Source organism: Bradyrhizobium sp. AC87j1 (assembly GCF_002936975.1).
Classification (GTDB): Bacteria; Pseudomonadota; Alphaproteobacteria; order Rhizobiales; family Xanthobacteraceae; genus Bradyrhizobium; species Bradyrhizobium shewense.
Genome location: NZ_PTFE01000074.1, coordinates 1 through 14,010, shown reverse-complemented (window position 1 = coordinate 14,010; position 14,010 = coordinate 1). Strand labels below are relative to the sequence as shown.

The window sequence follows — 14,010 nt, the reverse complement described above, 5'->3', positions numbered from 1 at the left end:
TCCCGCTGCACTGCGGCTTTACACATCGTTAGCAATTGCGGCGCGAGGCGCTGCAGTTTTGCAACGCTTCTCGTCCGTGCGCGCGAGCAGTCAGGAAAAATCAACCTTAAAAATTAGGGTTAAGTGGCGCTTAAACATTTGCTGGCATCGTCCGCTCCGTGAGTTTCCAGAACGTGAGGCCTGCGTATTTGCCTCACCGGCCAAAAGGACGAAGCCAATGCGTAGCGTTAAGTCTCTCCTTGCCGCGGGTGCGGCAACCCTGATCTCGTCGATGGCGTTCGCTGCCGATATGCCGATCGCGGCGCCCCCTCCCATGTACGCGCCGCCGGCTCCGCCCGCCGATTTCGGCGGCTGGTATCTGCGCGGCGACATCGGCTTCAGCAATCAGAAGACGAAGGATCTGCGCTACGGTCGCGAGTCGGCCTATTCGCAGCTCACCTCGTTCGATCAGCAGACTTCGTTCGACGCGGCCGGCATCTACGGTGTCGGCGTCGGCTACCGGTTCAACAACTGGTTCCGTACCGACGTGACCGGGCAGTACCGCGGCAATTCGAACTTCAAGGGAACGGATCGTTTCACCGGAACCGCGGGCGGCGTGCCTTACAGCGGCATCGACAATTACGGTGCAAGCAAGTCCGAATGGCTGGTCTTGGCGAACGCGTACGTTGACCTGGGTACGTGGTGGTGCATCACGCCGTTCATCGGCGCCGGCGTCGGCGGCGCGCGTGTTTCGATCGCGAACTTCACCGACACGGGCATAAACAACCTCGCAGTCGGAAATACGAGCTTCGCCAGTGCGCCGACCGGTTCGAAGTGGAATTTTGCCTGGGCGGCCCATGCCGGTCTTGCTTACAAGGTCAATCCCAACCTCGTCCTCGAACTCGCCTACAGCTACGTCGACCTGGGTCCAGGACAAACCGGTGTCCTGTCGGACTACACCGGAGGCACCACTGGCAACGTCTTCAAGTTCAAGGATATCACCTCGCACGACCTGAAATTCGGAGTGCGCTGGAATCTCGACAGCCCGCCGGCCTACATGCCGGCGCCGCTCGTCACCAAGGGCTGATCGACACTTCGATCGGTTAGGACTTCTTAACGGCGCGGGATCATCCCGCGCCGTTTTGCTTTGCGTATTTTTCATGGCGAGTAGCGATGAAGGTGCCAGACGCAACCATTGGTTAAGGTTAACGAGCCATGATCACGGGTGAAAGTTCGAGTTCGATGGAGCGTTGCGATGCGTGGGCTTTTGTTGGCGGCGGCGATGTTGGGGACGGTGTCTGCCGCGCATGCGGCCGATATGCCCGATCTTCCCATCCTGCGCGGCAGCTTCACCGACGGTCTCACCAGGTCCAGCGTCAACTGGCAAGGCTTCTATGTCGGCGGGCAGGGTGGCTACGGATCATCCGATGAGAATTTCAACGGGTCGACCAGCAATATGATGGCGGCGCTGCTCGCAGACACCCTGATCGAGCAGGAGATGCAGGTCTCGCAATGGAATCTCGGCCTCGGAAAGGCCTCTCAGCGCAGCAGCGGATATGGTGCTTTCGTGGGCTACAATGCCCAATGGGACGATGTCGTGATCGGCCTGGAGGCCAGTTACCTGCACGGTAAGTTCGGCGGATCGACCACTGCCAGCGAAGCTCGCAGCAATACGCTGTCCGACGGCAATGTGCACTCGGTGACGGCGAGCTCGACGGCCTCGATCGCGATCAAGGACATGGCAACGTTTCGCGGCCGGGCCGGTTATGCATGGGGATGCTTCCTGCCCTACGTGTTCGGCGGGCTCGCGCTCGGCAATGCCGATATCGTCCGCACGGTGAGCGCTCAGGATTTCGTGACGCCTGCCGGCGTTCTTCTGGGGCCGGTTTCCGCGAGCGAGGCGCAGCACAATCATCTGATCTACGGCTACAGCGGGGGGCTGGGCGTAGACGTCAACCTCGTCGGCGGTCTCTTTATGCGCGCCGAGTGGGAATACATTCGCTTCACTTCCCAGGTCGACACCAGTATCAACACCGTCCGCGCCGGCCTCGGCTACAAGTTCTGACGCAGCCGCGCACGCCGCGGTTGACAGCTCCGCGCCGTCCTGATGCTCTGTCGCTGAACGCGGGGCGGCAGCGATGAAGATCTACGGCGACAGCAATTCCGGCAATTGTCTGAAGGTGAAGTGGGTCTGCGACAAGCTCGCATTTCCCTACCAGTGGATCGAGATCGACACGCGCAAGGGCGAGACGCGCACGCCGCAATTCCTTGAGATGAACGGCGCCGGCCAGGTGCCCACCGTCGCATTCGACGACGGCCGCACGCTGGCGCAGTCCAATGCCATCATCCGCTATCTCGCCCGCGACAGCGCGCTCGTTCCGCGCGACGCCTTCGTTGCGGCCAAGATGGACGAATGGCTGTTCTGGGAACAGTACAGCCACGAGCCCTATATCGCGGTGTGCCGCTTCCTCCTCGTTTATCTCGGCAAGGACGCATCCGAGCTCGACCCCGAAAAGGTCAAGCGCGGCTATGCAGCGCTCGACCGCATGGAGCAGCATCTTTCGGCTGGCCGCTTCTTCGCCGGTGAAGAGGTTTCGCTCGCCGACGTCTCGCTGCTGGCCTATACCCGCGTGGCGCATGAAGGCGGCTTCGATCTCGGCCGCTATGCCGCTCTCCGCCGCTGGATCGGCGAGGTCGAAGCGCTTCTCGGCCTCCCGCCGGCGCGCTGAGGTTGGAGTTGCCTGACATGAACGCCGAATCCGTCTCCATTCGCCGCGCGCGCCGCGACGACGTTTCAGCGATCGTGGCGATGCTCGCCGACGATCATCTCGGCCGCGCGCGCGAGCGCGTCGAGGATCCGTTGCCTGCCGCCTATTACGATGCCTTCGCGCGCGTCGAGCGCGATCCGAACCTCACGCTCGTGGTTGCCGAGAGCGAGGGCAGGGTGGTCGGCTGCCTGCAACTCGCGATCCTGCCGGGCATCAGCTCGCAAGGCGGCGTGCGCGGCCTGCTGGAAGACGTTCGCGTTGCTTCGGATTGTCGCAGCCGCGGCATCGGCGAGCTGTTGGTGCAATGGGCGATCGCGGAAGCGAAAGCGCGCGGCTGCAATCTGGTCGAGTTGCTGACGCATGCGAGCCGCGTCGATGCGCAGCGTTTCTACAAGCGGCTCGGATTCGCGGCGAGCCACGTCGGTATGACTGTCCGCTTTTGAGGCAGCTCCTCGCGAGCCTTGCGCGATCAGCGAATTCGGATCGCGCGTTTGTTCATATTAACAGCTGATAAACTACCCAGCCGTCGTTCACGTTGATCCGGGAACGAACGGTGCTACGGCAGCTTCAGACACCGGGCTCTGTCGGTTCGGGGATTTCGATGACAAGCTATTCAATGATCAAGGTCGGCAACGATTACGTCGTGCAGGCCAATGACAAGTGCATTTTGAAAGTCGCCAGCCGCCGCAGAGCCGCGCAATTGATCAGCGAGGCCACGGACTTGCTGAATGCGCTCGCGGTCGTCGAATCCCCTGATATCGCACCGGAAGCACCGTCACGCCGCCGTGAGACGCCGGAACTTCCTTGACGACTCTTCCTGTTTCCCGTATCAGCCGCGGCGGGACACCTCCCCCCAACGGGAGGCTGACTATCTGGAAGGGTAGATATTATGACTGTAGCGAAGCCCGCTTCGCGGCCGAACGTGCCGCATTTCTCCTCCGGCCCCTGCGCCAAGCGCCCCGGCTGGAACGCCCAAAATCTCAAGGACGCAGCACTCGGCCGGTCGCATCGCGCGAAGGTCGGCAAGACCAAGCTCAAGCTCGCGATTGATCTCACGCGCGAAGTGCTCGAAGTGCCCGCCGATTATCGCATCGGCATCGTGCCGGCCTCCGATACCGGCGCAGTCGAGATGGCGCTCTGGTCGCTGCTCGGTGCGCGCCCCGTCACCACGCTCGCCTGGGAATCCTTCGGCGAGGGTTGGGTCAGCGACATCGTCAAGGAATTGAAGCTCAAGGACGTCACCAAGCTGAATGCGGCTTACGGTGAGATCCCCGACCTCTCCAAGGTCGATCCCAAGAGCGACGTCGTCTTCACCTGGAACGGCACCACGTCAGGCGTGCGTGTGCCGAACGCGGACTGGATCAGCGCGACCCGCGAAGGCCTGACCATCTGCGACGCCACCTCGGCCGCGTTTGCGCAGCCGCTGGACTGGGCCAAGCTCGATGTCGTCACCTTCTCCTGGCAGAAGGCGCTCGGCGGCGAAGCCGCGCACGGCATGCTGATCCTGTCGCCCCGTGCGGTGGAACGGCTGGAAACCTATAAGCCGGCCTGGCCGCTGCCGAAGATCTTCCGCATGACCAAGGGCGGCAAGATTAACGAAGGCATCTTCGTCGGCGAGACCATCAACACGCCGTCGATGCTCTGCGTCGAGGATTATCTCGATGCGCTGAACTGGGCCAAGTCGATCGGCGGCCTCAAGGCGCTGATCGCGCGTGCCGATGCCAACACCAAGGTGCTCGCCGACTGGAAGGCGAAGACGCCGTGGATCGACTTCCTAGCCAAGGACGCTTCGATCCGCTCCAACACCTCGGTGTGCCTGAAGTTCACAGATCCCGCGATCACCTCGCTGTCCGAGGACGCGCAGGCGGAGTTCTCGAAGAAGTTGGTCGCGCTGATCGAGAAGGAAGGCGCCGGTTACGACTTCGCCTACTACCGCGATGCGCCGGCCGGCCTGCGCATCTGGTGCGGTGCCACCGTCGAGGCCAAGGACGTCGAGCTGCTGACGCAGTGGATCGATTGGGCTTTTGCCGAGACCAAGGCCACGCTCGCCAAGGCGGCGTAATTCGCTCCAACTCATTCCCGTCATGGCCGGGCTTGACCCGGCCATCCATCGATCAAGAGAAATGGATCCGCGGGGTTCTGGCGCGAAGACGCGCTTCGCGCTTAAGCCCGCGGATGACGTTCCGTAAACGCAGCACGCACCACGGATCATCCCCATGACCAAACCCAAAGTTCTCATTTCCGACGCGCTCTCGCCCGCTGCCGTGCAGATCTTCAAAGACCGCGGCGTCGAGGTCGACTTCCAGCCCAATCTCGGCAAGGACAAGGACAAGCTGGCCGAGATCATCGGCAATTACGACGGCCTTGCGATCCGCTCCGCGACGAAGGCGACCGCAAAGATCCTCGACAAGGCGACCAACCTCAAGGTGATCGGCCGCGCCGGCATCGGCGTCGACAACGTCGAGATCCCCGCCGCCACGGCCAAGGGCATCATCGTGATGAACACGCCGTTCGGCAATTCGATCACGACCGCCGAGCATGCCGTCACCCTGATGCTGGCGCTCGCGCGCGAAATCCCGCAGGCCGACGCCTCGACCCAGGCCGGCAAGTGGGAGAAGAACCGCTTCATGGGCGTCGAGATCACCGGCAAGGTGCTCGGCGTGGTCGGCTGCGGCAACATCGGCTCGATCGTCGCTGACCGCGCGCTCGGCCTGCGCATGAAGGTGATCGCGTTCGATCCGTTCCTGTCGCCGGAGCGCGCCAAGGACATCGGCGTCGAGAAGGTCGAGCTCGACGACCTGCTCAAGCGCGCCGATTTCATCACGCTGCACACGCCGCTGACCGAGAAGACGAAGAACATCATCGACGCTGCCGCAATCGCCAAGATGAAGAAGGGCGTGCGCCTGATCAACTGCGCGCGCGGCGGTCTCGTCGACGAGCAGGCGGTGGTCGATGCACTCAACTCCAAGCACATCGCCGGCGCCGCGTTCGACGTCTTCGTCGAGGAGCCCGCGAACGCCAACGTGCTGTTCGGCCATCCCAATGTGATCTGCACGCCGCATCTCGGCGCCTCCACCACCGAAGCGCAGGAGAACGTCGCGCTCCAGGTCGCCGAGCAGATGTCGGATTACCTGCTCACCGGCGCGATCTCGAATGCGGTCAACTTCCCCTCGATCACGGCGGAAGAAGCGCCGAAGCTGAAGCCGTTCATCTCGCTCGCCGAGAAGCTCGGTTCGTTCGCCGGCCAGCTCACCGAGACCGGCATCCTCAAGGTCGAGATCACCTATGAGGGCCACGTCGCCGAGATGAAGATCAAGGCGATCACCTCCGCCGTGCTGTCGGGCCTGCTGCGGCCGATGCTGGGCGAGGTCAACGTGGTGTCCGCGCCCGTCGTCGCCAAGGAGCGCGGCATGGTGGTGGACGAGATCGTGCGCGCCGCCCAGAGCGACTATGAGAGCCTGATCACCGTGACGGTCGCGACCGAACGCCAGGAGCGCTCGGTCTCCGGCACCGTCTATCACGACGGCAAGCCGCGCCTGGTCGACATCAAGGGCATCCGCGTCGACGCCGAGTTCGGCAAGTCGATGATCTATGTCACCAACGAGGACAAGCCGGGCTTCATCGGCAGTTTCGCTGGCCTGCTGGGCGACGCCAAGATCAACATCGCGACCTTCCATCTCGGCCGCGTCGAGCAGGGCGGCGACGCTATCGCGCTGGTCGAGGTCGATGGCGCGGTCCCGGCAGACGTGCTTGCCAAGGTGCAGGCCCTGCCGCAGGTCAAGCAGGTCAAGGCGCTGACGTTCTGAGTCACGGTCATTCCGGGGCTCGCGAAGCGAGAACTCCGGTGCGCACCTGAGAATCTCGAGATTCCGGGTTCGATGCTTCGCATCGCCCCGGAATGACGAGCATCATATTCCGACCCGCGGAACAACGCCGCCTCCGCCACCGGAGGCGGCGTTTTTATTTTCCGCAGCCTTCAAACTTTGTGTACCAATGGCGCCAGGACAACTCGTTCAAAGAGCGCTCCGTTCAAAATCGCTCGACAAGGGAGAAACACATGCGTGAAGCCGTCATCGTTTCCTATGCGCGCACGGGCCTCGCAAAATCCGGCCGCGGCGGGTTCAACATCACGCCGCCGATGTCGCTCGCGGCGCACGCCATCCAGCACGCGGTGAAGCGCGCCGGCGTCGACAAGGACTATGTCGAGGACTGCTATCTCGGCAATTGCGCCCACGGCGCGCCCAACATCGGCCGCCAGGCCGCGCTGCTCGCCGGCCTGCCGAAGACCACCGCCGGCGTCTCGGTGAACCGGTTCTGCTCCTCGGGACTGCAGACGATCGCGATGGCCGCCAACTCGATCCGCTCGGACGGCGCCGACTGCATCGTCGCCGGCGGGGTCGAGAGCATCTCGATGCCGGGCGGCGGCACGCCGAAGGAATCTATCGATCCGGAATTGCTCAAGGTCGCGCCCGACATCTTCATGGCGATGATCGACACCGCCGACATCGTCGCCGAGCGCTACAAGCTCAGCCGCGAATATCAGGACGAGTTCTCGCTGGAATCGCAGCGCCGCATGGCGGCGTCGCAGCAGGCGGGCAAGTACAAGGACGAGATCGTTCCGATGAAGACCAAGATGAAGGTCGTCGACAAGGCGACCAAGGCCGAGAGCATCGTCGACTACGTCGTCGATCGCGACGAGTGCAACCGGCCCGAGACCACGATGGAAGGTCTCGCCAAGCTCGAGCCGGTGAAGGGTCCCGGCAAGTTCGTCACCGCCGGCAATGCCAGCCAGCTCTCGGACGGCGCCGCCGCCGTGGTGCTGATGGAAGCCAAGGACGCCGAGAAGCGCGGCCTGAAGCCGCTCGGCCGCTTCGTCGCCTGGGCGACCGCGGGCTGCGAGCCCGACGAAATGGGCATCGGCCCGGTGTTCGCGATCCCGAAGCTGCTCAAGCGCACCGGCCTCAAGGTCGACGACATCGATCTCTGGGAGCTCAACGAAGCCTTCGCCAGCCAGTGCTTGTACTGCCGCGACCAGCTCGGCATCGATCCCGCCAAGTACAACGTCAACGGCGGCTCGATCGCGATCGGCCATCCCTTCGGCATGACCGGCGCCCGTCTCACCGGCCACCTGCTGCAGGAAGGCGCGCGCCGCAAGGCCAAGTGGGGCGTGGTGACGATGTGCATCGGCGGCGGCCAGGGCGGCGCCGGCCTGTTCGAGATCTACAGCTGATCCGGACCGCCAAAGTCACTTGAAGACATGACAGCACGGCGCTACGAGCGCCGTGTTTTTTTGTCTGCGCCTATGCATCTCACCGTGCATAACATGGCCAGGATAAACCGGCGTTGGGACTTTGTTACCTCTCGTATGACGTGTATCGTGAATAAGTACGTATTCATACGTGCCGGTAAATTAACGGAAGTTTCCCAGCCCTGACGTTTCATACTCGCATCAGCGACAACCGATTTTTGAAGCCAAGATCCGATTTCTCTCCCTTCGTCTTACCCACAAGATCACCGCGATCGGCGTCATCGGCGTCATCGGTGTCGTCCTGATCGGCGGCATCCATCTGTACGGCGAGAACGCGATGGCGTTCTATCGGGGCGCCGCCGAGAACGCGCGCACCATCTTCGAGCTGAATAACAAGATCGCCGTCGAGCTGCTCGAGGGACGCCGCGCCGAGAAGGACTTCCTCTTGCGCAGCGAGCCGGCCAAGGCGCAGCGCCAGGCCGAGATCAGCCAGCAGGTCTCGCTCGATATCGAGAAGCTTCGGCGCCAGGATTTCAGGGCTCGGTAAGCCCGAGCTGGTCGCGAGGATCGACGCGATGACCGCATCGCTGAAGACCTATCAGACCCGTTTCGCCGCGGTGGTCGAGCAGAGACAGCGGCTCGGGCTCGACGAAAAGTCCGGTCTCGAAGGCCGCTTGCGGGCCTCGGTCCACGACATCGAGACCAAGGTCGGCGAGCTCCGGAATCCGTCGCTCAAGGTGACAATGCTTATGATGCGCCGGCACGAGAAGGACTTCATGCTGCGTCGCGACGCCAGATACGGCGACGACATGAAAAAGCGCGCGGCCGAGTTTGTGGCCGGCCTCGACGAGCCCTCCATTCCCGGCGATGCGAAGGCCGAGTTGCGCCAGAATCTCGCTGATTACCAGCGTGACTTCTTCGCCTGGATGGAGACCGCGCTGACTCTGGCGAGCGAACTCAAGGCGATGTCGGAGGCTTTCTCCGCGGTCGAGCCCGTCATCGAGCAGGTGTCGAAATCGGTCGACCAGATCCTGGCCGAAGCCGACCGGCTGAACGATGCCCAGCGCGACAGCATCCAGTGGTGGATCGGCGTTGCGATCCCGCTGATCGCATCCGGCGTGCTCGGCCTCGGCATCTTCATCGGCCGCTCGGTCTCCAAGCCGCTGTCAGCGATGCGCGCGGCGATGATCGAACTCGCCAACGGCAATTTCGCCATCGTGCTGCCCGGGCTCGGCCGTCCCGACGAGATCGGCGAGATCGCGCAGGCCGTCGAGACGTTCAAGGTCAATGCCGAGCGCAAGGCGCAGGAAGAGGCGGAAGAGAAGATCAGGCAGGACAAGCTCGCCGCCGAGCGCCGTCGCGCCGACATGATCAGGATGGCCGACGATTTCGAAGGCGCGATCGGCGAGATCGTCGAGACCGTGTCGTCTGCCGCCAACGAGCTCGAGGCGTCGGCGACGTCGCTGACCACCACCGCCAGCCGCTCGACCGAGCTTGCCACCTTGGTCGAGGCCGCTTCCGAAGAGGCCGCGACCAACGTTCAGTCGGTGGCCTCCGCGGCGGAGGAGATGACCGCCTCGGTCCACGAGATCAGCCGCCAGGTGCAGGCCTCCGCACGCATGGCCGGCGAAGCCGTCAGCCAGGCCGGGCAGACCAACGACCGCGTCAGCGAATTGTCGAAGGCGGCCGCGCGCATCGGCGACGTGGTCGAGCTCATCAGCGCCATCGCGGGCCAGACCAATTTGCTGGCGCTCAATGCCACCATCGAGGCCGCGCGTGCCGGCGAAGCCGGGCGCGGCTTTGCCGTGGTGGCCTCGGAAGTGAAGGCGCTGGCCGAGCAGACCGCGAAGGCCACCGGCGACATCGGTCAGCAGATTTCCAGCATCCAGGTTGCGACCGAGGATTCGGTCGGCGCCATCAAGACCATCGGCGGCACCATCGAGCGGCTGTCCGAGATCTCCTCCACCATCGCCGCCGCCGTGGAAGAGCAGGGCGCCGCGACCGGCGAGATCTCGCGCAACGTCCAGAACGCGGCCGCCGGCACTACGCAGGTGAGCGCCAACATCAGCAGCGTGCGCCAGGGCGCGACCGAGACCGGATCTGCCTCCTCGCAGGTGCTCTCCGCAGCGCAGTCGCTGTCGAACGACAGCAGCCGGCTGAAGATCGAGGTGAGCAGGTTTTTGGACACGGTGCGCGCGGCGTGATGCTCCCGTGTGGTCATGCCCGGACAAGCCCGGGCATGACGAGCTTGTGGTGACTGCTACGCCCCCGCCACCACCGGTGCGAACACCACTTCGATCAGCGTGCCGGAATTCCCAGCGCTCTTGATGTTGAAGCGGGCGCGGTTGGCTTCGACCAGGGCCTTGGTCAGCGACAGGCTCAGCGCCGAATTGTCGGCTGCATCGCCGGGCGGCGGGGTGCGGAACGGCTCCATCGCGGCGGCGACTTCGCGCTCGGAGAGGCCATGGCCGGTGTCGCGGATGCGCAAGCAAATCTCGCCGCGGTCGGACAGCGCGGTGGAGACGATGACCTGGCCGCCGGCGCTGGCGAGCCGGATCGAGTTCGAGATCAGATTCATGGTGATCTGCCGCATCGCGCGCGCGTCAGCCGTGACCTGCGGCAGCGCATGCGCGAGCGAGGTACGGATGATGATGCGCTCGCGATTGGCCTGCGGCTGCATCACGGTCACGCAGGCTTCGACGAGGTCGTTGAGGCTGAGGTTGGCGAAATTGAGATCGAGCTTGCCGGTCTCGATCCGCGACAGCTCCAGGAGGTCGTCGATGATCGCGATGACGCGCTCGCCGGAGGCGCGGATGTCCTTCATGTATTCGCCGTAGCGCTCGTTGCCGAGCGTGCCGAAGCGTTCGGAGATCATCACCTCGGCAAAGCCGATGATGGCGTTGAGCGGCGTGCGGATCTCGTGGCTGATCCGCGCCAGCATGTCGGCCTTGGCGTTGGCCGCACTGTGGACGAGGTGGCGGGCCTGCGTCAGCTCGTTCTCGCCCTTCTTGCTCTGCGAGAGATCGCGGAACACGGCGAAGAAGTTCGGGCCGTCCGGCCGCGTGCGGCCCATGATCATCGCGAGCGGAAGGACGCCGCCCTTCTTCTCGCGTCCCAGCACCTCGCGGCCGTGGTCGAGCAGGCTCGAAATGTCCTGGTTCTTGAGGCTTTCGAGATAGTCGGCGACGATCTGCCGGCTCTCCGGCGCGAACAGCGTCGTCAGATTCTGCTCGAGCAGCTCGGTGCCGTCATAGCCGAACAGCGCCTCCGCGCTGCGGTTGCAGGCGTGGATGTTGCCTTCGGCATCGAACATGACGATGCCCTCAGCGGTGGTGTCGAGGATCGCGGCGAGATCCTCGGCATCGGCATCGCCGGCCGCGGATTCGAGCTCGGGCGCGTAGGGGAAGGATTCGGCGACGATGGGCTCGACGACGATGGTCTCTGCGATCACGGGCGCCGCGACGATGGGCGCCTGCGGCAGTGCGCAGATCAGCGCATGCGCGCTCTCGCCGTCCCAGTCGATCGTGTGCAGATGCGCTTCGGTGGAGGCAAGCGGCTGCTCGCCGTTCGCGAGAGTCGCGCTGATCGTAACCGGCGTGCCGGCTTGCGAGGTGCTGCTGGCCGAGGACACGCCCGGCTCGACATAGAGCGCATCGAGCCCGCCGGCATTCTCCAGCGCGTTGATGCCGGCATAGCCCATGCGCGCGAGGAAGGCGGGGTTGGCATAGAGCAGGCGGTCGAGCCGGTAGATCAGGATGCCCGTCGGCAACAGGTCGAGCAGGGTGCGGTCGCGCGCGCTGGCGCCGCGTGCCGGCGGCGCGGGCTCGGTCAGCCATTCGGCCGGCGCGTTGGGCGGCGCGGGCTCCGGCGCCGGCGGCTCGGTGGTGATCTCCGCCACAGGCTCGGAAGCTTCTGCCGCGATCGTCTCGCGCTCGCGTTCGAGCCGTTTGGACAATTGCCGGGCGAGCTCATTGAACGCGCTGTTCTCGACCGGCGTCAGCGTCGGCGATCTCTGATCACTGGGTGATCTGACATCGCCGTGCGGGCGGAACGGCACGACATTCGGAGGGGTTTCGACTGGCGTTTCCACGGAAATGTCCGGATCGGTTGGATGTGAATTCGCGTCGCTGGTGGGTTCGGGCAGTTCAGGTTCGGATGTTGGCTCGGGTTCGGCTGCGGGCGGCTCGATCGGCGGAGGCGGCGCCTCCGCGACCGGCTCGGCCTCGGGCTCCGGCGCGACCAGCTCGGCCGACGGGCCGTGCTGCGCCGGCGGTTCGACCACCGTCTCGAAGCGCCTGAGTGCTTCCAGGCGGTTGAGGCCGTCGAGATCGCGGCAGACGCCAAAGCCCTTGAAGCCGGCAAAGTTGCGCGACTGGTCGTAGACCGGCAGGCCCGCGAGCTCGACCGCTAGACGCTCGCCGCCGTCAGCCGGCCAGTTCACGGTGATCCCGGCCCAGGTGTCGTGGCGTGCAAGCGCCTCCGCGACGCGGCCATCAGGATCGAGCGAAAACTGCTCGGCGATCTCGCGCCAAGGGCGGCCGAAGCCGGTGGCGGTGCGCGCGCCGATCAGGCGGATGAATTCGTCGGAGAGAAGCACAAAGCGGCCCTCTGCATCCATCTGCCAGAGGAAGCGCAGCGGATGCTGACGCGGTGCGGGCGGCTCTTGGCCCGACGAATCCCGGCCAGACGATTCCTGGCTCGACGGTGGATCGACCATGCCGGGAGTGATCGGCGCAGCCTGCGGCGAGAGGATGGCTTGATGCGGGTTTTCAACCGGAGTCTTTGGCGCGATGTCGGCGCTCTGGGCCGGCGTTTCGCGAGCTGGCTCTCGAACAGGCTCGTCGGCCGCGTCGTCGATCCCCGTCGAGTCCTGCGGTTCAGGCGCGATTGTCCCGGTTGCCGTGGGCGCCTCGATTGGCTCGGCGAACGCATCGAACAACGAGATCCCGGCCGATCCGTCCTGCGACGGTGGCGGCTCGCACGGCATGGCCGTGGCCTGCTGCGAAGGTTCAGCCGGCGCCTCGTTTGCGGTTTCCGCCGCGCTCTCGGGCACGGCCGCCGCGGGCGCAGCCTGCGTCGCCGGCTCGATCAGCGCGATCAGGCCGACATCGGCGCCGCTGCCGACCCGCTGCAGCACCATCTGGCCGATGCCGATCGGCGTTTCGACGCGGCCCGCGCGAAGCGCATCGCTGCGCGCCTGTTCGAGCCCGGCCTCGCCGAGATCGCGAAAGCCGAGCAGGGAGCGGGCGGCCTCGCTGGCGCCGACGAACAGGCCGTCGGGCGCGAACGCGGCCATCGGCATCTTCGCGTCTTCGACCAGGCGATGCAGCCGCTCGACCAGCGGCATGGTGCGCAAGGTCGGGTCCATCGCGGTGACGAGCACGGCGTGTCCGCCATCGGCAAAGTCGAGCCGGGCGCAGGCGCAGGTCATCAGCGTGCCGAGCCGGGCGCCGAAGCCGCGCAGCCGTTCGAGCCGCACATTGCCGCTCGCCGGCAGCTGCCGGGCGAGCCGGGCGACCTGGCGGCGATGGCCGTCCGCTGGGCCAAAGATCCGCTCCGCGAGCGTTGCGCCATTGGCCGCGCCGAACAGTTTTGCGCCGACCGGATTGGCCCACAGCACGCGCGCGCCGTCGGTGGACCACAGCCAGGTCGCGAGCGGCGAGGTCGCATGCACGGCCAGCCGGGGATCGCCCACACCTCGCAACTGGAAATCCGAACTCGTCATCCGACCGTCTGTGTCTCACGCTTGAAGCTGGCGGCTGCCGGGAATGACAGCCTTAAGAAAGGGTTAGTATCGCCCGCGCCCGCAGGCAGGTCCACGGCTCCGGTCCCCGGCGGCAGCCCTAAGCCGCGATAACCTTAATCAGCCCGAACCCGCAAGCCGCAGCCCGGTTCATCCAAGGGATTCGAAGAGAGGCAAAGGCCGCGCGGCATCAAAGGTCCCCATCCTCCCCTGGAGGGGGAGGATCGGTTCGCATGAAGCGAAGCGAAATGCGAGCCGAGGTGGGGTGACAG

General features: G+C 64.9%; 10 protein-coding genes and 1 pseudogene. 9 read left to right on the top strand and 2 right to left on the bottom strand.

Annotated features, from left to right (window positions below; translation table 11 throughout):
* Window positions 1-217 precede the first annotated feature (217 nt).
* From CV770_RS29590 to CV770_RS29555, 8 genes are all read left to right on the top strand, one after another.
* Window positions 218-1,066, top strand: coding sequence for an outer membrane protein (locus CV770_RS29590; RefSeq protein ID WP_245453891.1), 849 nt, complete (start codon window positions 218-220; stop codon window positions 1,064-1,066).
* 168 nt (window positions 1,067-1,234) lie between these two features.
* Entirely contained in the window at window positions 1,235-2,044 is an 810-nt protein-coding gene (locus CV770_RS29585) for an outer membrane protein (RefSeq protein WP_201760101.1), read from the top strand.
* A gap of 73 nt (window positions 2,045-2,117) precedes the next feature.
* A complete protein-coding gene (locus CV770_RS29580; protein WP_104464886.1) occupies window positions 2,118-2,708 on the top strand; it encodes a glutathione S-transferase family protein in 591 nt (196 codons plus the stop codon).
* 17 nt (window positions 2,709-2,725) lie between these two features.
* Window positions 2,726-3,190, top strand: coding sequence for a GNAT family N-acetyltransferase (locus tag CV770_RS29575; RefSeq protein ID WP_104464903.1), 465 nt, complete (start codon window positions 2,726-2,728; stop codon window positions 3,188-3,190).
* A gap of 173 nt (window positions 3,191-3,363) precedes the next feature.
* Window positions 3,364-3,555 (top strand): hypothetical protein, encoded by a 192-nt coding sequence (locus CV770_RS29570; protein ID WP_245323399.1) that lies wholly within the window; start codon window positions 3,364-3,366, stop codon window positions 3,553-3,555.
* 81 nt (window positions 3,556-3,636) lie between these two features.
* Window positions 3,637-4,809, top strand: coding sequence for a phosphoserine transaminase (locus CV770_RS29565; RefSeq protein ID WP_091958401.1), 1,173 nt, complete (start codon window positions 3,637-3,639; stop codon window positions 4,807-4,809).
* A gap of 154 nt (window positions 4,810-4,963) precedes the next feature.
* A complete protein-coding gene (serA, locus tag CV770_RS29560) occupies window positions 4,964-6,553 on the top strand; it encodes a phosphoglycerate dehydrogenase (protein ID WP_018318279.1) in 1,590 nt (529 codons plus the stop codon).
* A 251-nt stretch (window positions 6,554-6,804) separates the two neighbouring features.
* A complete protein-coding gene (locus tag CV770_RS29555) occupies window positions 6,805-7,977 on the top strand; it encodes a thiolase family protein (protein ID WP_028140513.1) in 1,173 nt (390 codons plus the stop codon).
* 208 nt (window positions 7,978-8,185) lie between these two features.
* Here CV770_RS29555 and CV770_RS43925 read toward each other — a convergent pair whose 3' ends face one another.
* Entirely contained in the window at window positions 8,186-8,314 is a 129-nt protein-coding gene (locus tag CV770_RS43925; protein WP_283811401.1) for a hypothetical protein, read from the bottom strand.
* Between CV770_RS43925 and CV770_RS29550 the strand changes: the two are divergent.
* Window positions 8,258-10,199: pseudogene (locus CV770_RS29550) on the top strand (methyl-accepting chemotaxis protein). The gene CV770_RS43925 and the pseudogene CV770_RS29550 overlap by 57 nt on opposite strands.
* Window positions 10,200-10,255: 56 nt before the next feature.
* On the opposite strand, the gene CV770_RS29545 reads toward CV770_RS29550, so the two are convergent.
* Entirely contained in the window at window positions 10,256-13,720 is a 3,465-nt protein-coding gene (locus CV770_RS29545; protein ID WP_104464885.1) for a PAS domain-containing sensor histidine kinase, read from the bottom strand.
* Between the last annotated feature and the right edge of the window lie 290 nt (window positions 13,721-14,010).

Excerpts from the sequence above, each read along its gene's own strand:
- CV770_RS29575 (WP_104464903.1), top strand. The coding sequence starts at position 2,726 with ATGAACGCCGAATCCGTCTCCATTCGCCGCGCGCGCCGCGACGACGTT.
- serA (WP_018318279.1), top strand. The coding sequence starts at position 4,964 with ATGACCAAACCCAAAGTTCTCATTTCCGACGCGCTCTCGCCCGCTGCC.
- CV770_RS29555 (WP_028140513.1), top strand. The coding sequence starts at position 6,805 with ATGCGTGAAGCCGTCATCGTTTCCTATGCGCGCACGGGCCTCGCAAAA.
- CV770_RS29565 (WP_091958401.1), top strand. The coding sequence starts at position 3,637 with ATGACTGTAGCGAAGCCCGCTTCGCGGCCGAACGTGCCGCATTTCTCC.
- CV770_RS29570 (WP_245323399.1), top strand. The coding sequence starts at position 3,364 with ATGATCAAGGTCGGCAACGATTACGTCGTGCAGGCCAATGACAAGTGC.
- CV770_RS29590 (WP_245453891.1), top strand. The coding sequence starts at position 218 with ATGCGTAGCGTTAAGTCTCTCCTTGCCGCGGGTGCGGCAACCCTGATC.
- CV770_RS29580 (WP_104464886.1), top strand. The coding sequence starts at position 2,118 with ATGAAGATCTACGGCGACAGCAATTCCGGCAATTGTCTGAAGGTGAAG.
- CV770_RS43925 (WP_283811401.1), bottom strand. The coding sequence starts at position 8,314 with ATGGATGCCGCCGATCAGGACGACACCGATGACGCCGATGACGCCGAT.
- CV770_RS29585 (WP_201760101.1), top strand. The coding sequence starts at position 1,235 with ATGCGTGGGCTTTTGTTGGCGGCGGCGATGTTGGGGACGGTGTCTGCC.
- CV770_RS29545 (WP_104464885.1), bottom strand. The coding sequence starts at position 13,720 with ATGACGAGTTCGGATTTCCAGTTGCGAGGTGTGGGCGATCCCCGGCTG.